This window comes from Nocardia heshunensis (assembly GCF_054782115.1).
Genome location: NZ_BAAGTC010000005.1, coordinates 411947 through 436317, shown reverse-complemented (window position 1 = coordinate 436317; position 24371 = coordinate 411947). Strand labels below are relative to the sequence as shown.

21 protein-coding genes and 1 pseudogene are annotated in these 24371 nt (G+C 65.4%); 15 read left to right on the top strand and 7 right to left on the bottom strand.

Annotation, left to right across the window (positions count from 1 at the left end; all coding sequences use genetic code 11):
- Positions 1-75: 75 nt before the first annotated feature.
- From ACYVN4_RS20755 to ACYVN4_RS20725, 7 genes are all read left to right on the top strand, one after another.
- Positions 76-4326, top strand: coding sequence for a HAMP domain-containing protein (locus ACYVN4_RS20755; protein ID WP_460723554.1), 4251 nt, complete (start codon positions 76-78; stop codon positions 4324-4326).
- A gap of 11 nt (positions 4327-4337) precedes the next feature.
- A complete protein-coding gene (locus tag ACYVN4_RS20750) occupies positions 4338-6692 on the top strand; it encodes a SpoIIE family protein phosphatase (protein WP_460723552.1) in 2355 nt (784 codons plus the stop codon).
- 153 nt (positions 6693-6845) lie between these two features.
- Positions 6846-7778 carry an anti-sigma factor RsbA family regulatory protein gene (locus ACYVN4_RS20745; RefSeq protein WP_460723550.1) on the top strand — a complete coding sequence of 311 codons (933 nt, stop codon included), beginning with the start codon at positions 6846-6848 and terminating at the stop codon, positions 7776-7778.
- Positions 7779-7931: 153 nt separating this feature from the next.
- Positions 7932-8081 carry a hypothetical protein gene (locus ACYVN4_RS20740; protein WP_460723548.1) on the top strand — a complete coding sequence of 50 codons (150 nt, stop codon included), beginning with the start codon at positions 7932-7934 and terminating at the stop codon, positions 8079-8081.
- Positions 8082-8357: 276 nt separating this feature from the next.
- A complete protein-coding gene (gene mbp1, locus ACYVN4_RS20735) occupies positions 8358-8603 on the top strand; it encodes a microaggregate-binding protein 1 (RefSeq protein ID WP_460723546.1) in 246 nt (81 codons plus the stop codon).
- A gap of 144 nt (positions 8604-8747) precedes the next feature.
- Positions 8748-9284: a hypothetical protein gene (locus tag ACYVN4_RS20730; RefSeq protein ID WP_460723544.1), complete on the top strand. Its 537-nt coding sequence runs from the start codon at positions 8748-8750 to the stop codon at positions 9282-9284.
- 221 nt (positions 9285-9505) lie between these two features.
- Positions 9506-10306, top strand: a complete 801-nt coding sequence (locus ACYVN4_RS20725; RefSeq protein ID WP_460723542.1) for a DoxX family protein — start codon at positions 9506-9508, stop codon at positions 10304-10306.
- Between the two features lie 93 nt (positions 10307-10399).
- Here ACYVN4_RS20725 and ACYVN4_RS20720 read toward each other — a convergent pair.
- A pseudogene (locus tag ACYVN4_RS20720) lies at positions 10400-12325 on the bottom strand (APC family permease); the annotation flags it as partial.
- Between the two features lie 65 nt (positions 12326-12390).
- Positions 12391-12882 (bottom strand): hypothetical protein, encoded by a 492-nt coding sequence (locus ACYVN4_RS20715; protein ID WP_460723540.1) that lies wholly within the window; start codon positions 12880-12882, stop codon positions 12391-12393.
- Between the two features lie 154 nt (positions 12883-13036).
- Between ACYVN4_RS20715 and ACYVN4_RS20710 the strand changes: the two genes are divergently transcribed.
- The 4 genes from ACYVN4_RS20710 to ACYVN4_RS20695 all read left to right on the top strand — a co-directional run bounded on the left by ACYVN4_RS20710 (position 13037) and on the right by ACYVN4_RS20695 (position 14711).
- Complete coding sequence (locus ACYVN4_RS20710) at positions 13037-13369, top strand: hypothetical protein (RefSeq protein WP_460723538.1); 333 nt, start codon at positions 13037-13039, stop codon at positions 13367-13369.
- 100 nt (positions 13370-13469) lie between these two features.
- Positions 13470-13643, top strand: a complete 174-nt coding sequence (locus ACYVN4_RS20705) for a CsbD family protein (protein WP_460723536.1) — start codon at positions 13470-13472, stop codon at positions 13641-13643.
- Positions 13644-13705: 62 nt separating this feature from the next.
- Positions 13706-14311, top strand: coding sequence for an STAS domain-containing protein (locus ACYVN4_RS20700; RefSeq protein ID WP_460723534.1), 606 nt, complete (start codon positions 13706-13708; stop codon positions 14309-14311).
- Positions 14312-14360: 49 nt separating this feature from the next.
- Complete coding sequence (locus ACYVN4_RS20695) at positions 14361-14711, top strand: anti-sigma factor (RefSeq protein ID WP_460723532.1); 351 nt, start codon at positions 14361-14363, stop codon at positions 14709-14711.
- Between the two features lie 75 nt (positions 14712-14786).
- Here the strand turns inward: ACYVN4_RS20695 and ACYVN4_RS20690 are convergent, their stop codons facing one another.
- Entirely contained in the window at positions 14787-15401 is a 615-nt protein-coding gene (locus ACYVN4_RS20690; RefSeq protein ID WP_460723530.1) for a TetR/AcrR family transcriptional regulator, read from the bottom strand.
- Positions 15402-15501: 100 nt separating this feature from the next.
- Between ACYVN4_RS20690 and ACYVN4_RS20685 the strand changes: the two genes are divergently transcribed.
- Complete coding sequence (locus ACYVN4_RS20685; protein WP_460723528.1) at positions 15502-16518, top strand: substrate-binding domain-containing protein; 1017 nt, start codon at positions 15502-15504, stop codon at positions 16516-16518.
- A gap of 70 nt (positions 16519-16588) precedes the next feature.
- On the opposite strand, the gene ACYVN4_RS20680 is transcribed toward ACYVN4_RS20685, so the two are convergent.
- On the bottom strand, positions 16589-17554 hold the full coding sequence (locus ACYVN4_RS20680; RefSeq protein ID WP_460723526.1) for an Lrp/AsnC family transcriptional regulator: 966 nt from the start codon (positions 17552-17554) through the stop codon (positions 16589-16591).
- Between the two features lie 130 nt (positions 17555-17684).
- Between ACYVN4_RS20680 and ACYVN4_RS20675 the strand changes: the two genes are divergently transcribed.
- Positions 17685-19136, top strand: a complete 1452-nt coding sequence (locus ACYVN4_RS20675; RefSeq protein ID WP_460723524.1) for an FAD-dependent monooxygenase — start codon at positions 17685-17687, stop codon at positions 19134-19136.
- Between the two features lie 576 nt (positions 19137-19712).
- Here ACYVN4_RS20675 and ACYVN4_RS20670 read toward each other — a convergent pair.
- On the bottom strand, positions 19713-19901 hold the full coding sequence (locus ACYVN4_RS20670; RefSeq protein ID WP_460723522.1) for a hypothetical protein: 189 nt from the start codon (positions 19899-19901) through the stop codon (positions 19713-19715).
- 381 nt (positions 19902-20282) lie between these two features.
- Here ACYVN4_RS20670 and ACYVN4_RS20665 point away from each other — a divergent pair, with 381 nt between their 5' ends.
- Both ACYVN4_RS20665 and ACYVN4_RS20660 read left to right on the top strand, forming a co-directional pair.
- Positions 20283-21884, top strand: a complete 1602-nt coding sequence (locus ACYVN4_RS20665) for a phospholipase D family protein (protein WP_460723520.1) — start codon at positions 20283-20285, stop codon at positions 21882-21884.
- A gap of 393 nt (positions 21885-22277) precedes the next feature.
- Entirely contained in the window at positions 22278-23054 is a 777-nt protein-coding gene (locus tag ACYVN4_RS20660) for a DUF1206 domain-containing protein (RefSeq protein ID WP_460724052.1), read from the top strand.
- Positions 23055-23779: 725 nt separating this feature from the next.
- Here the strand turns inward: ACYVN4_RS20660 and ACYVN4_RS20655 are convergent.
- Positions 23780-23935 carry a DUF6131 family protein gene (locus ACYVN4_RS20655; RefSeq protein WP_460723518.1) on the bottom strand — a complete coding sequence of 52 codons (156 nt, stop codon included), beginning with the start codon at positions 23933-23935 and terminating at the stop codon, positions 23780-23782.
- Between the two features lie 172 nt (positions 23936-24107).
- Positions 24108-24341: a hypothetical protein gene (locus ACYVN4_RS20650; protein ID WP_460723516.1), complete on the bottom strand. Its 234-nt coding sequence runs from the start codon at positions 24339-24341 to the stop codon at positions 24108-24110.
- Positions 24342-24371: the final 30 nt, after the last annotated feature.

Here is a 24371-nt window from a genome sequence, read left to right as displayed (position 1 = left end):
CGGCGTCGTTCAGGGTTACGTCCAGCTCGCTTCGGTGCATCGCGCCTGTGATCGAGCGGTCAGAGTGAGGGTGCAATGACGGATGCGGCGGCACCACGCCGTCCAGCGAAGCCGCTCGATGGAGCGGCTGGCCAGGTCGAGCTGCGACAACTGCTGGCAGGATTGACCGCGGTGCGGGACGGCGATTTCGGCACCCGACTGCCGACCGACACCGAGGGATTGCTCGGCGAGATCGCGACGGTCTTCAACGGGATGGTCGACCAGTTGTCGCTGTTCACCTCCGAGGTAACCCGCGTCGCACGCGAGGTGGGCTCGGAAGGGCAGTTGGGCGGCCAGGCCGAGGTTCCCGGCGTTTCCGGGACCTGGAAGGACCTGACCGATTCGGTGAACGCGATGGCGGGCAACCTCACCGCCCAGGTCCGCAATATCGCCCAGGTGACGACGGCCGTCGCACGAGGTGACCTGAGCCAGAAGATCACCGTGACCGCGCGCGGGGAGATCCAGGAGCTCAAGAACACCATCAATACGATGGTCGATCAGCTGTCGTCGTTCGCCGACGAAGTCACCCGCGTCTCGCGTGAAGTCGGCACCGAGGGTGCGCTCGGCGGGCAGGCCGATGTGAAAGGCGTCTCGGGGACCTGGCGTGATCTGACCGATTCGGTGAACTTCATGGCCGGTAACCTCACGGCGCAGGTGCGTTCGATCGCCCAGGTCGCGACCGCTGTCGCGCGGGGAGATCTGACCCAGAAGATCACCGTGAACGCGCGCGGGGAAATCCTGGAGCTCAAGAACACCATCAACACGATGGTCGAACAGCTTTCGTCCTTCGCCGACGAGGTGACCCGGGTGTCGCGCGAGGTCGGCACCGACGGTCGACTGGGGGGACAGGCCGACGTCAAGGGGGTCTCCGGAACCTGGAAGGACCTCACCGAGTCGGTGAACGTCATGGCCGACAACCTCACCGCTCAGGTGCGCTCGATCGCGCAGGTCACCACGGCGGTAGCCGACGGTGATCTGACCCAGAAGATCCGGGTGGACGCGCGCGGGGAGATCCTCGAGCTCAAGGAGACCATCAATACGATGGTCGATCAGCTGTCGTCCTTCGCCGACGAAGTGACTCGCGTAGCCCGCGAAGTCGGCACCGAGGGCAATCTGGGCGGACAGGCGACCGTGCGGGGAGCGTCGGGAACCTGGAAAGACCTGACCGACAACGTGAATGTCATGGCATCGAACCTGACCGGTCAGGTGCGGTCGATCGCTCAGGTCGCCACCGCGGTCGCGCGCGGAGACCTGAGTCAGAAGATCACGGTCGAGGCCAAGGGCGAAGTCGCGGCACTGGCCGGCGTGATCAACACGATGGTCGACACCCTGTCCGCGTTTGCCGACGAGGTAACCCGGGTCGCCCGCGAGGTCGGCACCGAGGGCATGCTCGGCGGCCAGGCCCGGGTATCGAACGTGGCGGGCACCTGGAAAGACTTGACCGACAATGTGAATTCGATGGCGAACAACCTGACCAACCAGGTGCGCAATATCGCTCAGGTCACCACCGCGGTGGCGCAGGGCGATCTGACCAGCAAGATCGACGTCGACGCCCGCGGCGAGATCCTCGAACTCAAGACCACGATCAATACGATGGTCGACCAACTCTCGGCGTTCGCCGCCGAGGTCACCCGCGTCGCCCGGGAGGTCGGATCCGAAGGCAGGCTCGGTGGCCAAGCGGAGGTCGAGGGAGTCTCGGGCACGTGGAAACGACTGACGGAGAACGTGAATGAACTCGCGGGCAACCTCACCCGCCAGGTGCGCGCCATCGCCGAAGTCACCAGTGCGGTCGCCGAGGGCGACCTGACCCGCTCCATCACCGTGGAGGCGTCCGGCGAGGTCGCCGACCTCAAGGACAACATCAATTCGATGGTGGAATCGCTGCGCGAGACCACCAGCGCCAACCAGGATCAGGACTGGCTCAAGACCAATCTGGCCCGCATCTCGAGTCTCATGCAGGGGCAGCGGGACTTGCACGTGGTCGCCGAATTGATCATGGACGAGCTGGTTCCGCTGGTATCTGCGCAATACGGCGCGTTCTACCTGGCCGACGAGACCGCCCAGCCGCCGGAGCTGCGATTGCTGAGCGCCTACGGCAGCCCGGAATCATCCGGCGGCACAACGAAATTCACGTTCGGTCAGTCGCTGGTCGGGCAGGCCGCCCGCAGTCGCCGCACGATCGCCGTCGACGATGTCCCCGGCACCTACGTGACCATCTCCTCCGGCCTCGGGCAGACGGCTCCGCTCAACCTGCTGATACTGCCGATTGCGGTCGAGGATCAGGTGCTCGGAGTCATCGAATTGGCGTCGCTGCACCGCTTCACGCGCATCCACCGTGACTTCCTGGACCAGTTGATGGAGACGGTTGGCGTCAACGTCAGCACCATCATCGCCAACGCCCGTACCGATGAACTGCTGGTCGAATCGCAGCGGCTCACCTCTGAGCTGCAGGCTCGCTCCCAGGAACTGCAGGTGCGGCAGGAAGAGTTGCAGCGCAACAACACCGAGATGGAGGAGAAGGCGGCTCTGCTGGCCATGCAGAACCGCGATATCGAGGCCAAGAACCTCGAGATCGAGCAGGCGCGGCAGGAACTGGAGACCCGGGCACAGGAACTTTCGCTCACGTCGAAGTACAAGTCGGAGTTCCTCGCCAATATGAGCCATGAGCTGCGCACGCCGCTCAACAGCCTGCTGATCCTGGCGCAGCTGCTGGCGCAGAATCCGAATCGGAACCTCACTCCCAAGCAGGTCGAGTACGCGGGCATCATCCACTCCGCGGGTTCGGATCTGCTGCAGCTGATCAATGACATCCTCGACCTGTCGAAGGTCGAGGCCGGGAAGATGGATATCGCCCCGGAGCGGGTTCCACTGCAGAAATTGCTGGACTACGTCGACGCCACTTTCCGGCCGTTGACCACGCAGAAAAGCCTCGGATTCCGGATCACGACCCGGGAGGGCGTGCCGGGGGAGCTGCTCACCGACGACTCCCGGCTGCGGCAGGTCCTGCGAAATCTGCTGTCCAACGCGGTGAAATTCACCGAAACCGGGTCCGTCGAACTGCGGATCGGCCCGGCGAACACGCAGGAACTGCCCGCAGCCGTCCGCCGTCACGGCCCGGCCGTCGCTTTCCGGGTGGTCGATACCGGGATCGGAATCGCCGGGCATCAGCTCGAATCGATCTTCGGGGCCTTCCAGCAGGCAGACGGCACCACCAGCCGCAAGTACGGCGGCACCGGGCTGGGACTGTCGATCAGCCGCGAAATCGCCTACCTGCTCGGTGGTGCCATCACCGCTGAAAGCGTGATCGATGAGGGAAGCACCTTCACCCTGTACCTTCCGGTCGCGCGCCCGGACTTTCAAGACGCGCCGCAGGCCGACCGCGATGACGCACCCGGTGGAAGCAGAATCGAACAGCGCACCAATTCCGCTGTGCCGCAGCCTCCGCGCCGGTTGTTGGTTCTGGAAGAACGTTCCCAGGGTTTGCTGTCGATGGTCGCCCAGAGCGCGGTCGCCGATCTGGCCGACCGCAACGATCCCCGGGGGCCGGTGCAGGTCGTGAGCGCGGTCGAGGCGCAGGAAGCGGCGGCCGCCATGGCCTCCGAGACGTTCCACTGCGTAGTGCTGGAACTCGACATGCCCGGCGACAACGCCCTGCGGTTCCTCGAAATCATGGACGGGGACCCGACATTCAGTGTTGTACCTGTCCTGGTGCACAACCGACGCCTCGACAGCGAGCAGGAGCAGGCAGTGCAGCGGCGGGTCGCTCGGACCTCGCTCGAGCTGCTGTCCAGCCTCGACGAGTTGCGTGAACGGATCGCGCTGCATGTCACGGCGGAGGCACCCGGGGATGTACTGCCTTTGGTGCGCCGTGAGGAGGCTCCGGTCTCGGCGGCCCAGCCGCCCAATGACGAGCTGGCCGGACGCACGGTACTCATCGTCGATGATGACGCTCGAAACCTGTTCGCGCTCAGCAGCATTCTCGAACTGCACGGGATCAGCGTCGTCCATGCCGAGAACGGCCGCGAAGGTATCGACAAGCTGGTCGGTCATCCGGAGGTCGACCTGGTGCTGATGGACGTGATGATGCCAGAGCTCGACGGGTATGCCGCGACCGAGACGATCAGGGCGATCCCGCGCTACGCGGAGTTGCCGATTATCGCCGTGACGGCCAAAGCGATGCTCGGGGACCGGGACAAGAGCCTCGCGGCGGGTGCGAACGACTACGTCACCAAGCCGGTCGATGCGGACGTGCTGCTTGCCAGCATCCAGCATTGGCTGCGTGTTTGATGGCGGATTCCATGGCTGAACCGACTCCGGCGCAAGGCGTCTCGGCGAGCGGGCCCGACATCACCCGTCTCGCAGCCACGGTCGAGAGGTTACGAGGCGAGATCCAGCACGCGCATGCCACCGCCGACCGGCGAGCGCTGATCGAGCTGGCCAAGGGAGTGCTCGTCGAAAGGCTCGGATGCGGACCGGCGCAGGCTGCGCAGCAGCTGGATGCGCTGTCGAAGCGGGTCGGCCTGACCAGTCTGGAGTTCGCCGCGGACCTGGTGAACCAAGCTGCCCGGGACGAACTCAGCGTGGCAGTCGGGGAGACCCTGCGGAACGCGACGGACCCGCAGGACAACGCGGTGTTCGTCGGTCCGCGCGTCGCGGAGAGCGGAATGCTGGCGGCCGGAGACACACACCGGGTGGCGCAGTCGGTGCTCGAGCACGCGGTCGCGCCCTTGGGTGCGACGGTGGTCGCGGTCTGGTCCACGGGCCACGACGGAACATTGTCACTGCGCGGCTTCGCTGGCATCGGCCGGTGCGAGGCCGAGCGGTGGCATCACGTCCCGCCGGGTGTGGCGACGCTCGCCGGACAGGCTCTGGCACAACGTGATTCGCTGTGGATCACAGATCTGAGCGCCCTGGGCCTGCCGTCGATCGCGGGCCCGGCCGGCGGACGGGCGGCGATCCCGATCGGTAGCGGCGGCAAGCTGCTCGGTGTCCTCGAGGTGTGCTGGCCGCAACCCATCGAGGCGCAACCGCCCCAGGTGCGACGGCAGTTCGAGGTGCTGGCAGACATCTGCGCGCACACCCTGGAGTCGGATCCGGCCTCGGAATCGAGCTCGGGCGAGATGAGCTCCGCCGAGCTGAAACGACTGGCCGACAACCTGTTCGACTCGGCCCTGCTGTTGCTGCCTCACCTGGACGCCGACGGCGGGCTCGCGGATTTCCGCATCGACCACGTGAATCCCTGCTTCGCGGACCCGGCGGGTCGGACTCGCGAACAGATCCAGGGCGCATCGCTCCTCGAGGCGTACCCGATGTCGGTGGGCCAGGGCCGCCTGTTCGAACGGGTCGAGCAGGTTCTCGCCACCGGCGAGAGCTACCGGGCCGACCCGGTGATACTGACCGAACTGATCGGTCAAGCATTGCCGCCCGTTTCAGCCGCACTCGCCATCAGCCGCCACGGTGACGCCGTACTCCTGGTGTGGCGGGTGCACGACGAAGCAGCTCGCATGGCGGCGCTGCTGCAGCACGCGCACCGTCTCGGTGGCGTCGGAGCCTTCGAAGAGAATGCCGCGACCGGCGAGATCACTTGGACCAGTCAGCTCTTCACGGTGCACGGATTGGCGTCGGCCGCGGTCCCGATCCCTCTCGCGCAGCTGCCCCTACATGTCCACGAGTCCGAATCGCAAGCCGCGCAAGGCTTTCTGCGAACCGTCCTGCGTTATCGGCGAGTGGCTTCGGCGGCTTTCCGGCTGATTCGACCCGACGGAACCGTTCGCCACGTTCGGGTCGTCGCCGAACCGGTACTCGACGTCGCGGGGAACCTGCTCGCGGTACGCGGCGTCTACCAGGATGCCTCGAAACAGCACTGGACCGAGATCGCCTTGTCGGCCACGCACGACCGGCTGACCCATTCCGAGGAGCGAACCGCCGAGCAAAGCCTGCTGGCTCGGCAACTGCAGCAGGCCATCATGCCCGCCGCCCAGCCGCCGATCGAGGCGTTCGGTTTGCGGATGGCGGTGCGATATCGGCCGACCGAGCAGGATCACCTGGTGGGTGGGGACTGGTACGACGTGGTCGTGCTGCCGTCCAAGAAGATTCTGGTGTCGATCGGCGACATCGCGGGCCACGGGATCGCAGCCGCGACCGGAATGGTGGTCTTGCGCAACGCCTTGCGCGGCCTGGCCGCAACCGGTGCCGGACCGGGACAGATGCTCACCTGGCTGAACCTGGTCGCCCACAACCCTGCCGACACGATCTTCGCCACCGCGATCTGTGGTGTCTACGACCCGGAAACCGGTGTCCTGTGCTGGGCGCGGGCCGGTCATCCGCCACCGGTACTGGTTCGTGCCGGGTCCGCATCGGCATTGCCGGAACTCGGCGGCATTCTCCTGGGTGCCGTGTCCGAGACTCGGTACGAGGAGGCCGACCTGCAGCTGGAGTCGGATGACGTCCTGCTCCTGTACACCGACGGCCTCATCGAGCGCCGCAGCCGCAGCCTCGACGATTGCACACAACGACTGCTGACGCTCTCGGCCGGTTTCGCCGGAAACCTCGACGATCGGCTGGATTACCTACTGGACAACAGCGACGCCGATACCGACGACGACGCCTGCGTTATCGGCATCCACCTGGGCCGGACGGACGCGCCGCCATGATCAACGGTCGCCGTGCGAAATTCGCTGATTCAGCCGTGAACTTGTGGGTACTGCTCGCGACGAATGGTGGACACAGGGTCAGGAGGGCCTCATGGACGTGGGTGACTGTGGTTCCGCGGCGATTGAAGAGGCGCAGCGATGACGAGTGTCGACGTGGCAGGCGGTGGCGCGAACCCTTTTGCGCACCAAGCGCTGTTGTATCGTGACAGCGCTGAATATCTGAGCGGCACAATCGGATTCATACGAGGAGGCTTGGCAGCCGGGGAGCCGGTGGCGGTCGTTGTTCCTACCGCGAACCTGGCATTGCTGCGTGCCGAGCTGGGGTCGGATGCGGACACGATCCGCCTCATGGACATGACGGTCGAGGGCCGCAATCCCGGCCGGATCATTCCGGGGGTGTTGCGGGCGTTCGCCGATGCCCACCCGGTCGGACGGGTACGCATCATCGGCGAGCCGATCTGGGCGGGTCGGTCAGAGCTGGAATACGCCGCTTGTGTGCAGCATGAAGCGTTGATCAACGCGGCCTTCAGCGGTCGTGAGGTCACCATTCTGTGTCCGTACAACAAGGCCGAGCTAGGTCTCGTCGCGGTGGCCGACGCCTACGGCACGCACCCGGTGGTGATCGATGGCGACAGCGAAAGTGTGAGTCCCGCCTATGATCCCGATTTGATGGTGGCGGCCTACAACCTGCCGCCTGCGGATCCGCCGACGACCGCTGTAGTGCTCGCATTCGATACCGCGACACTACGGTCTACCCGGCACCGTGCGACGGACTACGCCAGGCTCGCGGGTATGACGTCCGAGCGCATCGCAGATCTCGCACTGATCATCGGCGAGACCACCACGAACTCGGTGGTGCACGGTGGTGGCAGCGGAACTCTCGCATTGTGGCGGGACGACGCGCAGTTGTGTTGCCAAGTCCGGGATTCGGGGCATTTCGACAGTCCGCTCGCGGGTCATCTTCCCGCGCCCCCGCACATTCCCGGCGGCCGCGGCTTGCTGTTGGTCAATCAGCTTGCGGACCTGGTGCGCGTTCATACGGATGATGCCGGAACCACCCTGCACATGCACGTGTCCCTGGTGTAGTCGGCAGTCGATCGGAGAACATCGTGCAGGGACTGTTTGAACCGTCTTGACGGGGCAACTCGGGCGAGTGTGAACCCTTACCGAGATTCACCGACCGGTCAGTCCGAATCCGACGACGTCTCGCAGGTATCCAGGCACCGCGATGGAGAATCGTTGACTCCGGACCTCCTCGAGGACGGCCCGGGCTTTGCCGACGCCTGGCAGCCCACCGAAGTAGACATCCCGGATTCCGATGACGAGCCGGTGGAGATGTCACTCGAGCGCCGCGTGGTCACCGACGAGGAGCCAGATGCAGAGATGTAATTTCCAGCTGAGGATGCGGTAGCGGTCCTGGTTCCGAAGTGGGCCGCCCGGGGGAAGGCGATCCGGTGCAGCCGGATCGCGCGCGTGGTGACGGCGGCGAACGCTATGCGATAGCCGGGCGACAGCGTTGCGGAAATCGCCGGTAAAGCGTGTCCGCTACTGCCACGTCAATGGCGAGTAGAGACCTGAATCACATTGAGGCTCAGGCTGTTTCGGGCAAGAAAGCCCGGGTAGGTCAGGGATGTCCCTGTTGATTCCGATTTGGAGGAGCATCGCATGTCCGAGCATGAGAAGAGTGGCATTCGAGAGGGTTTGGAAGGCGCGGCGGAAGGCGTGAAGGGCAAGGCCAAGGAGGTCGCGGGCGCGGTCGTCGGTGACGAGAACCTGCGCGGCGAGGGCCGGGCCCAGCAGGACAAGGCCGAGGCGCAACGTGAGGCCGCGAAGAAGGAAGCGCAGGCCGAGAAGGAGCGCGTCGCCGCCGAGCTGGATGAGCAGCGTCAGCGGTCGCACCAGAACCGCTGACACCGGCGGAGCAATCCGCACACTGTGATCAGGACCGATGCCGACCACGGCATCGGTCCTGATGCGTTTTGTTTGCCGGAGTGGGGGAACGCGGGAGGTATGCCCAGTAATAGCGCCGATGTCCGGCGGCCGAGTGGATGCACCGTGGGAACCATTTATCAGTCAGGCCGATCGTTGTGGCCGGAGATGGCACAGCTGTGCCTCGAATCGGATGGCTGCCACGGCGAATTGCTGTTGGTTCTTCCAGGGCCGCTTGAAATCGAGATCAGTGCGGTGGAATCGGGCAGAGTTCGGTTCGCGTGGGTGGACAGCGAGCGCGTGGCGCTGCTGGCCTTTCGTTTCGACGACGGCCTCGACTGGTCGGACGCTCCCTACACGCCGAACCTCGAAGCCGCCGTCGACGGCAGCGGCGGAACCTGTGCCGCCGATGGGCGTCTGATGCTGCGGATCACCCTCGTCGACGGCAATACCGGAGTTGTCCGGGCGGTGCGTCATACGAGCTGGCCCGCACCTTTCGCGCACTTCGTGCGCAACTCTGCCGCGCGGTTGTGCAGGGCCGGGTACAGCGATTCGGCCGCCGGCGCGGAGCAGGATTCGCTCTATGCCCATTTCCGCACGACCGCGGATATGGTCCGTCGCCGCGCGGACGCGGCCTGCATCGGTCTTCCCGCCATCGAGTAATTCCGAACCGCAGCGGTCTGCCCATTGGCAGACAACGCAATTCCGGGTTTGTCCGCTTCCGGTGGGGTATCGCCAATGTGTAGGCCCCACTGGCAACGTCAACGGCGACGACCCCTCAACGGCGAGAGGACGCCACGAAGGTTTGGTCACCTGAGATTCCGACGTTTCATCACCGAGGCTGCGGGCATCCGCCCGCTGAGAACCGAGGAAAGGGAGTTGTCATGCTGATGCGTCGGATCGCGCGCCCACTACTGGCCGCGCCGTTCGTTGTAGACGGGGTCACCGCCTGCATGGATCCGGGTCCACGCCTGAAGGCGGCGGATGCGCTGGTGCAACAGGGCCGGCGTAGGTTGCCGGACTCGGCCGCGGGCAAGTTGAACGTCGATCCCGAGACCGTGGTGCGGGTCAACGCCGGTGCCCAGGTGCTGGCCGGGACCTTGCTCATATTCGGAAAGGCGCCACGGTCGGCCGCGTTCGTACTCGCGGTGACCGTGATCCCCACGGCCGTCACCGAACAGGACTTCTGGGCAGAACCGGATCCGGACCGCAAGGCGGCCAAGCGGATCGCGTTCCTCAAGGATGTGGGCCTGCTGGGCGGTCTGCTCATCGCCAGCGGTGACACAGCGGGCCGGCCATCACTGAGCTGGCGCGGCCGCCGTGCCGCGCGTCGTGCCGGGGCCACCATCTCGGCCGCGTTGCCGATCGGCGCGTCGGCGGGTTCGAGCGACGTGCTGCGTGAGCGGGCGCACGACGCGGTCGAGCAGATGCGGGCGCTCTCGGCGACGGCGGCCACCAAGGGCGCCGAACTTGCCGAGACGGCTCAGGTCCGGGGCGGCGAATTCGCCGAGACGGCCATGGATCACGCCACCGAGCTCGCCGTCGCGGCTCGAGAACATGCGGCCGAAATCACCGGCACGGCAAAGGAACACGCCGGTGACATCGCTGAGACGGTCAAACAGAACGGCGGCGAATGGGCCGGACTGATTCGCCGACGCGTAGCCGACAGGTTCGAGGACCGGTAGTCGATGAGCCGAGGTGGCACGACGGCGCCCGCGGTGTTCAAGCTGCGGGCGCCGTGTCATGTCCTACGGGCCTTCGTGGTCGTGGATGAGCAGCTTGACGGACCGTTCGACGTCGAACGGCACGATGGTCGCCGCGGCATTGGGGAGGCCGCTGATCGCTGCGGCAAGATGATCGGCGGTGTGGTCGTGCAGAAGTCGTCCGAAGACGGGGCCGTAGGCGCGGCGTGGCAGCACTATGGTGACGTCGGTGTCGGGACCGGTGGCCGCGCCGGTGGCCAGCTGCACTGCGGCGTGGCGTAGGCGACGGTCGGGGCATGGGATTAGTTCGAGTTGAATGTCGCTGTGCTCGATGGTCTTCCACGCGGCGGCCAGTCGCCGGGCATGGGCGTCGTCGAGGACGAAGTGCACGGCACGCAAACTGTCCGGCGTCAGATCGCGGGCGTAGCGCAAGCCCCGCAGGGTGGCCAGGTCGAAGTCGCCGACGAACAAGAGCACGGTGTGCCGTTCATGGCCGGGGTTGGTACCGCGGACCGGTGCATGTACCGCCAGTGCGGCCTCCTCGTCGCGGTATCGGCGATTGACCCTGATCAGGATGACCACGAGGATCGGGAACAGCACGACCACCAGCCAGGCACCTTCGGTGAACTTCACGATCGCGAAGATCGCTACGACCAACAGCGAGAGCGCCCCGGCTGTCGCATTCACGACCAGCTTTCGCCGCCAGCCGGGCTCTCGTTGTGCGCGATGGTATTTGGCCATCCCGAAGCCGGCCATGGTGAAGCCGGTGAACACGCCGATGGCGTAGAACGGCACCAGGGCATTGACTTTCGCTCCGGTGACCAGCAGCAGTGCCACCGAAGTCACGGCGAGCACGATGATTCCGTTGGAGAAGACGAGTCGATGGCCGCGTTTGGTCAATTGACGGGGCAGAAACGAGTCGCCCGCAACGAAATTCGCCAGGTACGGGAATCCGTTGAAGCTGGTGTTCGCCCCCGTGTAGAGGATCAGCGCGGAGGCCGCCTGCACGACGACATAGAGCATATTCCCGATCACTCCGTGCCCGAAGACTGCGCGCGCCTCCTGCGAGATCACCGAGGGGTATCCGCTCAGGTGTGGGGCCGCGCGGGTGAGGTGAGCCAGCCAGGACACCCCGGCGACGAGGAAGCCCAGGATGGCGGCCATGGTGACCAGGACGATGCGGGCGTTGGTCCCTGCCGGTGCGCGAAACGAGCTGACTCCGTTGGATATCGACTCCAATCCGGTCAGTGAGGACCCGCCGTTGGCAAACGAACGAAGCAAGGTCAGGGCCAGCACACCGAGGGCGAGACCGGAGACTTGGTGGACCGGCACGGTTCCGGTCGTCGCGGTCGGATCGTAGGTCGGCAGGGTACCGAGCAGCCCTCGGGTGACGCCGACGATGATCACCGCTGTCATGGCGGCGATGAAGAAATAGGTGGGAAACGCGAAGGCGCGCCCGGCTTCTCGCAGGCCGCGCAGGTTGCCGTAGGCGATCGCAATGACGACTCCGACGGTGATCACGACGCTGTATGGCCCCAGCGCCGGGATAGCGGAGGCGACTGCCACGGTTCCCGCCGCAGCCTGCACGGCGACGGTCACGACATAGTCGATGAGCAGTGCCACCGCAGCGATCTGGGCGACGCGGGGACCGAAGTTCTCCCTGGCCACCACATACGATCCGCCCGCCTTCGTGTAGACCTGCACGATCTCGCGATAGGACAGGGTGACCAGGATCAGGATCAGCAGGACGACCCCGGTGATCGGCAGCACGATGGTGAACGACAGCAGACCGAACACGGGAAGCAGTTCCAGCAGCATCTCCTCGGTGCCATAGGCGGAGGAGGAGATGCAATCCGGGGACAGCACACCCAGCGCGATCGGTTTGGACAGCTTTTGATCGCTGAGTTTCCCGGTGACCAGCGGTGGCCCGAGTAGTCGGCGCTTCAGTCGGTAGCCCAGCGAATCAGGCAGCGCCGCTGCCGCTTTCGGGTGCGAGGCCACGGTTCGGTCCTCCGTTCTCGAGTGCCGAAACCGCGGATCCGAAGGCGTCCCACCGCGCGCTTCGGCTATCGACGGCTGTCGCTCTGGGGGCGGCCGGTCGACATGGGACCGGCGGAGCGGCCAGGGCCGTCAACCACCGGCGGGCTGAAGGTGACAGGTTCGCCGACTGCGGCATCGGTGGTCCCGGTGTACTGCGTGGGCACGCCCGGCGGCGGAGTTCCCGCCGGAATCGGTGCGGCCAGACGGGGATTGGTGACTGCCGCATGCTGCCGCGAAGCCTCGAGTTCGCGGCGTGATGCCTCGAGTTCGCGCCGAGCGCCGGCCCCGCGCCGCGCGGTGGCGCGCGCACCGGCCAGCAGGATGAACAGTCCGGCCAATCCGATACCGCCGACCACGATGCCGTAGAGGAACAGCAGGCCGGTCGACCCGGTGACGTGGTAGCCGAACACGGCGAAGTTGTCGGTCAGAGCGTGGGTGCTGCCGCCGTTGGCAAGCACGCCCGCGAGTCCGACGACCACCGCGGCGATCAGGATGACGAGTCCGATGATGACGATCATGATGTTCCTTTGGTTTGATCGGATCACTTTTCTGCCGCTTACCCCGGTCTGTCCTGTTCATGCTCGCGCCGTGCCCGTTTGATTCCACGGCGGCGGGTACCCATCGAACAGCAGGCATCGGGTAGATCACCCGGCCAGATGTGAGGTAATGACAATGACCACGGGACAGGCGTCGGAGATTCCACCACTCGACGGCGCCGCGGACTTCTCCCGCTCGACACCGGCACAGCCGGGAGAAGTGCTGGCGGACAGCAAGAACTGGGTGGGATATGGGTTGCTGTTCTTCGGCGTACTCGCCACTGCCGTCGCGTTCATCGCGCTGTGGCTGAATCAGTCGAGCCTCGGGCTGGTCGCCACGGTGGTTGCAGCCGTTGCCGTCCTAGGCGGAACGCTCTTGATCGCTCTCGAACGTCATGGACGAACGATCGTGCGGACCGATCTCGACGAGCCGATCGTTTGGCCTTCCGCCGGCCCGCCCCGGTACTGAACCAGAATTGGGTTGGTGGGTGAGTTTGGTTGTGGCACAACGGGATATGCCGTGAATGGGTCGGCTGTATCCGACGTCGACCACAACGGAAGGATCGCTTATGAGCGCCACGGACAAGGCCAGGAACAAGGCCGACGATCTCGCCGGCAAGGCGAAGGAGAAGTTCGGCCAGGCGACCGACAATCCGGGCAAGGAGAACGAAGGCAAGGTCGACCAGGCCAAGGCGAACGTCAAGGACGCTGCGGAAAAGGTGAAGGACGCCTTCCGCCACTGACGCGGTACCGCCTGGTTTGTCACCGCCCTCACTCCCTGGGAGTGGGGGCGGTCTGACCTGCGATGTTCGGGCCGAACGGTTGCTCCGGCACGAAACGGGTACGCCATGGGTATCGGTCGGATATCGCTGTCGGAAGATGTGCGATCAGCGATAGCCGTCGCGTCTTGTCAACTCGCCGCAATGACCAGCGGAGGCCTGTCGCAGCGCTTGAAGGCGCAGTGAAGCAAGAGATTTCGCTTGTCCTGGGAGGTTGGGTCATGTCCATTGGACCCGTATCGGAATACAGCACGCACGCAATGCCGAACAGCGAGCCGAGGGTGAACCGTCGCCATCGCCTCTGGGCTCATCGAGTAGACCGCCGCCATCATTGTGTGGTGCTGCGGGTGCAGGGTGAACTCGACGCGGCGGCGTACCCCGAGTTCGATGAGTTGCTCGCACGGGCGATGCGAACACCGAGCCATGCGGTGGTCCTGGATCTGCGTGAGACCGTTTTCATGAGCGTTCGCACCGCGATCGCGCTGGGCGCGGCCCGTGACTACGCGCTCCTCCACGGCGGGGATCTGCGAGTCGTCGCCGGCCATCGGGGAGTCGAACGCGCACTGGAGGTTACGGGGATCCGGTCGTTCTTCCGCTGGTACGACTCGATGCGGGCGGCGCTCGATGCCTAGCCGCACCGAGGTCGGAGTCCAGGTCTCGGCCGAGCTATCGGAGCTGACCATGCTGCGCGCGCTGGCCGACACTGTTGGGTTGATTGCCGACTTCGGGATCGGCGAGATGACCGACGTGCGGATGGCGCTCGACGAGATCGCTACCGGGCTGATCTTGGATGCGGTGCCCGGCGCTATCGTGGACTGCCGGTTCGCCTACGACGATCGCTGCATGATCGTCCAGATCTCCGCGGTGACCCGATCGGAAGACGCACTGGCGCAGCGGAACCTGTGCTGGCCTGTCGTACAGGACTTGACGGACACGGTGCACGCGGTGCGGCTGCCCTTCGACGGAAGTTGTTCCGGATACCGCACGGCGGTCGAATTGCTCTGCATGCGAGTCGCTTTCGACCGGGGATGAGCCGAATCGAGCGCGATCTCGTCGCCGGGACTCAGAGAGCGTCGGCTGTCGACCGGCACCCATGAAGCGCGTTTCCTAATATCCCGGGCCCGCGAGCAGTACCCGCATATCGTCGGTGAATCCGGCCGCGTCAGTCAGATCGAAGGCCACCCGTTGCAGCAGCAACCCGTGCAACAGGCCCATCACCATCCTTGCGCCGTGCTCGGGCGCTACCGCGCCTGCAGCTTGGCCGCGGCGGAGCGCATCGGCGATGCTGCGGTGCACGGACTGGAATCCTTCCATCGCGCGAGTGCGCACGGCGTCGTTGCGCAGCAGCTCCGACCAGGTCTGCACCGCGCAACGCAATAGCTCCTCGACGGGCACCGGGTTGCCTGCGGCATCGGTGACGGTCTCGGCGTTGAAAGCGTCGAGTGATGCGGCCACCAGATCGGCGACGGAGGCGGCGTCGCTGTCGGCGGCCAGCCGCTGGACCGGTTCGAAAATCAGACGGAAGGCGTCGCCGGCGATGGCAAGGATGATCTCCTCCTTGCTCGCGAAGTAGCGGTAGGGCGCCCCGGCCGAGACTCCGGCCTCGGCGGCGATATCGGGCATCGAGGTCTGGTGGAAACCGTTGCGGGAGAAGCAGCGCCGCGCCGCGGCCACGATGTGCGCTCGCTTGGCCTCGCGATGCTCGGGCGTGATGCGTGGCATAACAAGCTCCTTCAACGTAAATAGCCATTCATCTTGACGAGCAGCCGTCGTGGAGCTCACTCTAATAGTGAAAGGTCATTCACGGAAACGAGGACGCACGATGAACTTGCGTATCGCCACGTATACCTACGAACACACCGAGGCACTGTTCGACGGCCGCGTCACCATAGACGGGGTGGACGCCACCCTCGAGTCGGCGTCGCTGGTCTCGGATATCTTCCGCGGCATGGTCGAAGGCCGCTACGACGTCGCGGAGTTCGGCCTGACCTACTTCCTGCGCTGTCTCGACGCCGCAGATTCCGGCATCGCCGATTTCAACTCTGCGGCCGCCCCGTTCCTGGCGTTGCCGATCTTCCCGAACCGCAACTTCCGGCACTCGGCGATGTTCGTGAACACTGCGACGGGTATCGAGAAGCCGCAGGATCTCGCGGGCAAGACGATCGGTGAATTCGCTTTGTACGGCCACGATCCGGGGGTGTGGCTCAAGGGCATCCTCGCCGACGAGTACGGCCTGACCCCCGACCAGTCCCGCTGGGTCATCGGCGGCACCGACCATCCCATTCCCGCGTTCGAGTGGATCCCGCAGCCGGTGCCGGACGGGGTGGACGTGCGCCACGCCGCGGACGGCGAGACCCTGGGCACGATGCTCGAAGCCGGTGAGATCGACGCGCTCCTCTCTGTCGACGTTCCTCAGGCTCTGCTGAACGGCTCGACGAAGATCGCCCGGCTCTTCCCTGACTACGAGACGGTGGAACGCGACTACTACCGGCGTACCGGGATCTTCCCGCAGATGCACATCGTCGCGGTCCGCAGGGAACTGGTCGACCACACCGACGTCCTGACCTCGATCTACCGTGCGTTCGCCGAGGCCAAGGACCTCGCCCAGCAGAAGTACCGCCACGGCGCGACGAAGCAGCATATGGGCCTGGTCACCCCCTGGTTCAGCAGCCACTTCGAACAGAACCGGACATTGCTCGGCGAAGACTGGTGGCCCTACGGGGTCGGCGCGAACCACAAGGCCATCGACACGTTCCTGCGCTACCACCACGAACAAGGCCTCTCCAAGCACCTGCTGACCAGCAAGGACATCTTCATCCCTGCGTTCCTCGACACCTGAGCGGCGTGAGCGCCGAGCACTGCATTCAATGCCATCAGCGGTTCGGATGCCGTGTGATTGGACGCCGCCGTCATGGCTGGTTCGCGGCCTGTTTGATGGTTTTGATCACCGGCGCGGTTTCCAGATGCGTGACAGCGGGGAGCGCCGCGACCTGCGTGGTGAGGTACCGGTACAGCTCGCTGTGACCGGCGCACACGGCGGTCGCGTAGAGGTTCGTCGGCCCGGTAGTCGCTGCGGCGAAAGCGATTTCGGGGTGACGGGCCAGTGCGGCTCCGGTCTCTTGCAGGTGTGCGGGGGCGACCCTGAGCCAGAGCAGGGTGCGAGTGCCGAGCCCGAGTTGACGCCAGTCGATGTCGAGATCGAGATACAGCACCCGACGTTCGCGGAGTTCGGTCATGCGCCGCCGGACCGTCGTCGGCGACCAGCCGGTGACCACGGCCAGCTGCTCGACGCTGGTGCGCCCGTCCTCGGCGAGAGCGGCAAGCAGTCTCCGGTCGCCGTCGTCGAGGTGCACCGGCCCCGGCCGATGCGGTGTCGGGGGTGGGCGCAGCACTGCGATCTCTTCGTCGCTCAGCACGCCGAGCTTGGTGATCAGGCTGTCCGAGCCGCCGTAGAAGACGTGCAGCACCGCATGCGCGGTGACTCCCTCCACGCGGGAGGTGCGGGGGAGTTTGTCCAGCAGCAGTGCCTCGCTGTCGGCGTCGTTCTCGATACCGACCGCGCAGGTGATCTCGGTGCCGCCGGAGCACAGGCTCACCCATGAGGTGTCCGGTCGCCGGGCCAGCGCCTCGGCGACCGGGACCGCCGCGGCGGGTGAGCAGCGGATCCGCAGGAACCAGGTCGCGGCGCCGAGCGCTGCCGGGTCGACGCCGCCGATCACCCGCACCGCCCCCGCCGACCGTAGTCGGGCGTAGCGGCGGGCGATGGTGCGATCCGACACACCGAGAACCTCGGCGATGGTGCTGAAAGCGGCCCGGCCGTCGATCTGCAAGGCGTGTACGAGGCAACGATCCAGCTCGTCGAAGTCGAATCCCACCGATCGAACGGTAGTCAATGTCGGATATCGACACAATGTGCCCGGTTACTGGTCCGGTGGTGCCGACGGCCCGCATTGTTGCCGTGTCCGGTCGAAACGACCGAAACCATTGCGGCAGAAGGAGAAACCGATGGACACCGAGGTACTGATCGTCGGCGCCGGCCCGACCGGGATGACCCTGGCCAACGAGCTGCGGGTCGCGGGGGTGTCGGCCGTACTGGTCGACAAGCTCTCGCAGCGCAGCCAGTTGTCCAAGGCCGGCGGTCTGCAGTCGCGCGCCCAGGAGGCCTTCGATCAGCGTGGTCTGCTGGAACCGTTGCTGGCCACCGGAAACCACCAGATCAGCACCGCGCACTTCGCCGGTATCCCGCTCCCGCTCACCCGCGACCGGCACCCTCAGCCGTGGCGGTCCATACCGCAGGTGGTCATCGAGGGCTGCCTCGAACAGCACCTGGCCGCACACGACATCCACGTCCGGCGCGACCACGAACTCATCGACCTGACTCAGCATGAGCGCGGGGTGACCGCGACTTTCGCCGATGATGTCACCATCGAGGCCGCATACGTTGTGGCCGCCGACGGCGCCCACAGCACGGTGCGGTCACTGCTGCGCGCCGAATTCCCCGGCCGTCCGGGAACGGTAACCATTGTTGCTGCCGACGTGCGGTTGGACGGCGACGCCCCCGCGCTGAGCCACAGCTGGAGTGAAGACGGCCATTGGGCGCAGGTATTCCCACTCGGCACCGACCCGCAGGGCCGGCCACTGCACCGACTCGCTCTCGGTGGACCGGGCCGGTCCCTGTCCAGGGACGTCCCGGTCACCGAGGACGAGATCCGCGCCGGCTTGGCCAGCGTGTTCGGCTCCCGGGTGCGACTGCTCGAACTGCGGTATGCCCGCCGCATCACCAACGCGGCCCGTCAAGCTGCCCGATACCGGCACGGGCGGGTGTTCCTGGCGGGCGATGCCGCCCACACCCACCTGCCCATCGGCGCGCAGGGCATGAACACCGGAATCGGGGATGCGCTCAACCTCGGCTGGAAACTCGCTGCCGCCGTACATGATTGGGCTCCCGAGCAGCTGCTGGACACCTACCACACCGAACGGTATCCGGTGGCGGCCGCCGTCCTGCGCAATGTGCAGGCGCAGAGTCTGCTGATGGATTGGGAAGGCACCCGCGACCCCGACGTGAGCGCAGCCAGGGACCTGTTCGCGTCCCTGGCTCAACTGCCGGAGGTGCAATACCACCTCGACGACATGTTGTCGGGGATGGGAATTCGCTACCCGATGCCCGGCAGCGACGACCAGCCCCTCGTCGGTCTCCCGGCACCGGATATCAAGGTCGGCGCGACCCGGCTCCACGAACTGCTGCGCACCGGTCGTGGCGTCCTGCTCGACCCGTCCGGCGCTCTCGCCGAAATCGCCGCCCCCTACACGGATCGCGTCGACCACGCAGGCGAGGGCGACCCGATCGAACCGATGCTCATCCGCCCCGACGGCTACCTGTGCTGGACCGCTCGCACCGGACACGACACCGAGGGGTTGGAATCGGCGTTGGGCCACTGGTTCGGACAGCCTCACTGATGAACACCGACGAGCCCCCGGGTGCGGACATCCGGGGGAGACACGGTCGCCGAGCGGCACCGGTCCAGCCGGCTCCCGAGGGATGCCAACAGCCCCTCGCGGTTCCAGGTCGAGCCGGGAATCGCTGACCCGAACTGGGTCGTTCATTTCCCTGTTGACCTGATGCCCTCCGGTACCCGTGCACGGGGAGGCCGGGCGACGTGCGGCGTGACCGAAGCTCCCTCGCGCACGATGAGAAAGTCCCTCTCGAGATCATTCAGCGATACGACTCGACGTCGGCCGCCGCCGAAGGGCTGGATCTCGGCGTACGAAATCGGTTGGTGTCTCACCGCTTTGACGAGAATCGACGCAGTGACCGTGTTGTCGTGAATGGGCACCAAACGGGTGCCTCGTTCGATGTTCATGACTGCAGACCTTCGGGTTTATGGTTCGTGACTGTCTTCTCCGCCTACCCCTGCTGAGTGCCAGCAAACGAGGTTGAGCTCGGCGCGGCCGTGATTATCTGCCGCTTACGGCATGATTGGTTGTGCTGCAGGATCTTTCGTACTTTTTTGCGCGCGGACTGATCGGCGTCGCTCACCGCGGCGGGCGGCGGTCGGAAAAGAGCTGATCCAGATACCAGCCGTGATCAGATCCGGGCGTGGTCGGTTCGGGCGGATCCTGCGGGGGAACGGAGTCGGAGGGACCGCGCAGCAGACCACGCGCAATGAGCAATAAGATTGCCAGCGGCAAAGCCACCAGCGCGAGAATCACCAACTGTTCCATGCCCGACGGTTACCCGGTGCTCGGACTTCAACCCCGTGTGGTGGGGGATTCGATGAACAACTCTTGGGTAGTACCTGAGCGTGATGATATCCAGCAAACGCGGTCTCCGCGGATCCAGACCTGAAGCCGCCGAAATCGTCGCGGTGTGGCCGGATCCGAGTCCACTGAGCGAATGGTGGGATCGGGTCATGCACGCAGGGCGGTCGCCGGTGGCTGGCGACGGCGAAACTGCTGCTCCATCTACGGAATAACCAGCCTCGCGCTGTCAGTGGCAGCGTTGCGGTGCCGAAATCGGTTGCGGCAGAGATGAAGTTATTCTGGCCGCCAGACATCGCAATCCTCCGGGACCTATCCTTCCGTTGAGGGTGCATCGAGGTTGTGATGAGTGTTCCGGACTGGCTGTTGAGCGTCGGTGAGCGCGGCAATCCCGCGACCCGGCTGGACCGACGGCACAGGAACGGGCTGGCCTGGTCTGCCGGCAATGAAGTACGCGCGCTCGTGCACGGGGTGACATATTTCGCCGAGCTGCGCAGTTGTGTGGGTGCGATGCGGAGCGGTGATCTGCTGTTGTTCACGGACTGGCGGGGCGATCCAGACCAGGCGATGGACGAGGACGGCCTCGAGGTTTCCCGAATGTTCTGTTCGGCCGCGGCCCGTGGCGTCGTGGTGAAGGGGCTGGTGTGGCGTTCGCACCTGGACATATTCACCTTCAGTGAGCAGGAGAACCGCCACCTCGGTGAGGATGTCGGAGCCGCGGGAGGTGAATGTCTGCGTGATATGCGGGTGCGTGCGTGCGGGTCCCACCATCAGAAGTTCATCGTGCTCCGTCATCCCGATCGGCCGCGGCTCGATGTCGCGTTCGTCGGCGGCATCGACCTGTGTCATAGCCGGCGCGACGATAGTGACCACCGCGGTGACCCTCAGCCGCAGGCGATGGCCGCGGTGTACGGCTCTCACCCGCCCTGGCATGACATCCAGTTGGCGATACGCGGACCCGCTGTCGGCGATGTCGAAACCGTGTTCCGGGAGCGCTGGGAAGATCCGACACCATTGAGCCGCAATCCCTTCGACCGCGTCATCGATTCCCTTCGGAAGGAGGACACCAGCGCCGACCCGCTGCCGGAACAGCTGCCGGACCCGGACCCGAGAGGCTCCCAGCTCGTGCAGGTGCTGCGTACGTACCCGATGCGGCGTCCCGGATACCCGTTCGCACCCGATGGGGAACGGAGCATCGCTCGTGCCTACCGGAAGGTCCTGGCACTGGCCAGGAACCTGATCTACCTGGAAGACCAGTACCTGTGGTCGGCGGAGGTGGCCGAGTGCTTTGCCGACGCGCTACGCGAGTCTCCGGAACTGCGTTTGATCGCGGTGCTGCCACACCATCCGGATCAGGACGGAAGGTTCTCGCTGCCGCCCAATCTGGTCGGCGCAGAGCAGGCACTCGATCGCCTGCACGCGGCGGGCGGTGATCGCGTCGCGATCTACGGTATCGAAAACCGAGCGGGGACACCGATTTACGTCCACGCCAAGGTCTGTGTGATCGACGATGTGTGGGCCTCCGTCGGATCGGACAACGTCAATCGCAGATCCTGGACGTACGACTCCGAGTTGTCCTGCGCAGTCATCGACGAAGTGCGCGATCGTCGTGACCCCCGATCGGTGGATTGCCTCGATGACGGTGCCCGCGTGTTCGCCCGGGAACTGCGACTTGCCCTGGGGCGCGAGCACCTCGATCGCGCGCCCGGCGATGATGCCGACCTCCTCGATCCCCGCTCCGCATTCGCCGCATTCGCCGCTGGCGCAAAGACCTTGCAGGCCTGGCACACCGACGGCCGACAGGGACCGCGACCGCCGGGCCGCCTGCGCCCGCATGCCCCGCCTCGTCTCGGTTGGGCGACCCGGGCCTGGGCCACTCCGGTCTATCAGAGGATCTACGATCCGGATGGGCGGCCGCGCCCCCTTCGCGGTGGACGCCAATTCTGATAGGACCTCGAGGGACGTCAGTTCGCGTTCTGCGCAGCATCGGGGCGGGACTGCTGAGGCTGAAGCCGGCATCGGCCGGTTGTTTGGTTGTTGCTCATCGGGATATGCGGGGAGTGGACCGACACTGTGACCGGGGCAAAGCCGATCAGGCCAAAGCCGATCTGATGCCCGATCGATGCCGACACCGAAACTCGCACCACCGGTGAATGATTCGTTCACCGAAGACAAGCAAGTGGGAGCAGGCCGATGAGCCTCATACGAAACAGATACCGGCGCCGGAACCGCTACAGCACGGAGGCCACACGAGGACGACGGTCACGATGGGGTAGACGCCCGACGTGGACTCGGCGCCAAAGTCCTTCACTCACACGCAGAGTCGGCGGATCGAGCGGGCTGGAGAATCTCGCGCGGATCGGCTTCATCGCTCGGGGAATCGCCTACATCGTGATCGGCATCATCGGACTGATGCTGGCGTTCGGCGTCGCCCGGCACGAGCCCGAACGCTCCGGAGCCCTGCAGGCGATCGCAACCAAGCCGCTGGGCTACCTGCTGCTGTGGATTCTGGTCATCGGCTTCGCGGGGCTGGCCATTTGGCGCTTGACCCAGGCAGCCACCGCGCGGCTGCATCAGTCGAACGGACATCGGCTCTATGCGTTGGCCGCCGGAATTGGCTACGCCATCATCTTTTTCAGCACTCTCATGTTCGTCGTGCACGGTCGTACGCCCGACTCCGGCGACGCCACCGCCCACGACCTCACCGCCCGAGTGCTCAGCTGGGACGGCGGGCAGGTGGTCCTCGCGCTGATCGGCCTCGCTATCGTCGCCGCCGGGATCGTGCTGGCGCGGCGCGGTCTGCGGATCGAGTTCACCGATAACCTGCGCATGGGGTGGATGACACGATCCACGCAGGACCTGGTGGTGTGGCTCGGCCGCATCGGCTATGTCGCGCGCGCCGTTGTCGTCGTCGGGATCGGAATCGCCGCTCTGGTAGCAGCTCTCACTTACGACCCGGCCCAAGCCAAGGGCGTCGATGCCGTGTTGCGTGAATTCGCGCAGACCGCCTTCGGGCCATGGCTTCTCATCCTGGTCGCCCTGGGATTGATCGCCTTCGGCGGCTTCTCATTCCTCGAGGCACGCTGGCGCCGGACCTACGGCGGCATTCCAGTCTGATCAGCTACGTCTTCCAGGGCGGTCGCCCTCGGCGGGCGTGGGTGAGCTGTTTGACGGATTGGTCGATGTCAAAGGGGGCGACGGCTGAGACGGCGGTCAATTGCAGGGCTGTTTCGGCGCGCTAGTGATCGGGGAGCATGCTCCGCGCTACAGCCAGGCCGATCAGAAGGACCGCGCCAGCGGCGGCGGATGCGATGACGGAATGCGTCATGATTGCTACGCCGCTGATAAGGATCGCGCAGATCGAACCCGCTAAAAGTGCGGTGCCGCGGTCTGTTTCGGCCAACTGGAAATGGTGCTTCCGTGTTGTTGCCATGACTATGGAGTTACCCATCCGGGGCGTTATCAAACCGTGATTATCTGGGTGGGATTCCCGGTCGGGTGTCGTCGGCGCGTTGAACAGCCAGTTCGGCCTTCCGGACAGCCTCGTTGCGCAGCCGTCCCAGCTCGGAATGTTCCGTCTCGGGAAGACGACTTCTGTCGAATTCAACCGACAACGCTCGCACCCGCCGCCGCAGGCTGTTTGCGTTCTCGAGGTTCAACGGTCGTTCCGCCGTGGCAGCGGCGGACTTCAGACGCAATCTCAGTTGTTGCATCTCGACCTCCTCGGATTGTGCGTCCCCCCTAGGGTTTCCAACGTCGACGTCTCTAAACCGATCTGCTCCTGTTATGGATGTGGGTGCGGCTGTTCGGCCGCACCCACATAATCGGATTGGAAGCGGTGATCAGAAGTAGTGACTTCGGCCGCCTACCGGCCGGCCCACCTGCCCCAGGACCAGCAGGATCGCTCCCACAATGAGCAGGATGACCCCGATGGTGGTCAGAATGGGTATGCCGAGCAGGATTCCGGCGATGAGCAGGATGAGCCCGAAGATGATCATGTCAATTCCTCGATGTAGATGGATCTGGTAAATCCGCTGTTCCCTGGTTGGCAGTGGCCAAACAACTCTGGTCGCAAGGATCGACATCTGTACGCATCGGAGACATGAGCTGCCGGAAATTGCTGGGCGCCTGCATATTCCGAGACGGTAGCGCCGAACCAGGTCGATCGCGTCAGCCCGCCGGGCACCGGCCGGTGGCGGCATCACGGGTGCCGTCGATGGCTGCCTGGCGCTGCTCGTCGGTGAGCACCGCCCAATCGGGTGAGGAAGGGTAGCCGGAGATGGTGGTGTCGACGGTGCGGTCCACCTCCTGTTGCCCGGAGTCCTGGCGGATCTTGTTCAGCTTGGGCACGAGGTCTGCGCATGTCTTTCGCCGCAGTTCGGCGGGCGAGATGGCTGCGGGCACCGATACCGATCGTGAATTCTGCGGGGGCAC

What these genes read in the sequence shown, in the direction of transcription:
- mbp1 (WP_460723546.1), top strand. Translation starts at nt 8,358, where the DNA reads ATGTCCGAGCATGAGAAGAGTGGCATTCGAGAGGGTTTGGAAGGCGCG.
- ACYVN4_RS20685 (WP_460723528.1), top strand. Translation starts at nt 15,502, where the DNA reads ATGAACTTGCGTATCGCCACGTATACCTACGAACACACCGAGGCACTG.
- ACYVN4_RS20675 (WP_460723524.1), top strand. Translation starts at nt 17,685, where the DNA reads ATGGACACCGAGGTACTGATCGTCGGCGCCGGCCCGACCGGGATGACC.
- ACYVN4_RS20670 (WP_460723522.1), bottom strand. Translation starts at nt 19,901, where the DNA reads ATGGAACAGTTGGTGATTCTCGCGCTGGTGGCTTTGCCGCTGGCAATC.
- ACYVN4_RS20725 (WP_460723542.1), top strand. Translation starts at nt 9,506, where the DNA reads ATGCTGATGCGTCGGATCGCGCGCCCACTACTGGCCGCGCCGTTCGTT.
- ACYVN4_RS20700 (WP_460723534.1), top strand. Translation starts at nt 13,706, where the DNA reads ATGTTCGGGCCGAACGGTTGCTCCGGCACGAAACGGGTACGCCATGGG.
- ACYVN4_RS20655 (WP_460723518.1), bottom strand. Translation starts at nt 23,935, where the DNA reads ATGATCATCTTCGGGCTCATCCTGCTCATCGCCGGAATCCTGCTCGGC.
- ACYVN4_RS20695 (WP_460723532.1), top strand. Translation starts at nt 14,361, where the DNA reads ATGCTGCGCGCGCTGGCCGACACTGTTGGGTTGATTGCCGACTTCGGG.
- ACYVN4_RS20710 (WP_460723538.1), top strand. Translation starts at nt 13,037, where the DNA reads ATGACCACGGGACAGGCGTCGGAGATTCCACCACTCGACGGCGCCGCG.
- ACYVN4_RS20690 (WP_460723530.1), bottom strand. Translation starts at nt 15,401, where the DNA reads ATGCCACGCATCACGCCCGAGCATCGCGAGGCCAAGCGAGCGCACATC.
- ACYVN4_RS20705 (WP_460723536.1), top strand. Translation starts at nt 13,470, where the DNA reads ATGAGCGCCACGGACAAGGCCAGGAACAAGGCCGACGATCTCGCCGGC.
- ACYVN4_RS20755 (WP_460723554.1), top strand. Translation starts at nt 76, where the DNA reads ATGACGGATGCGGCGGCACCACGCCGTCCAGCGAAGCCGCTCGATGGA.
- ACYVN4_RS20750 (WP_460723552.1), top strand. Translation starts at nt 4,338, where the DNA reads ATGGCTGAACCGACTCCGGCGCAAGGCGTCTCGGCGAGCGGGCCCGAC.
- ACYVN4_RS20665 (WP_460723520.1), top strand. Translation starts at nt 20,283, where the DNA reads ATGAGTGTTCCGGACTGGCTGTTGAGCGTCGGTGAGCGCGGCAATCCC.
- ACYVN4_RS20715 (WP_460723540.1), bottom strand. Translation starts at nt 12,882, where the DNA reads ATGATCGTCATCATCGGACTCGTCATCCTGATCGCCGCGGTGGTCGTC.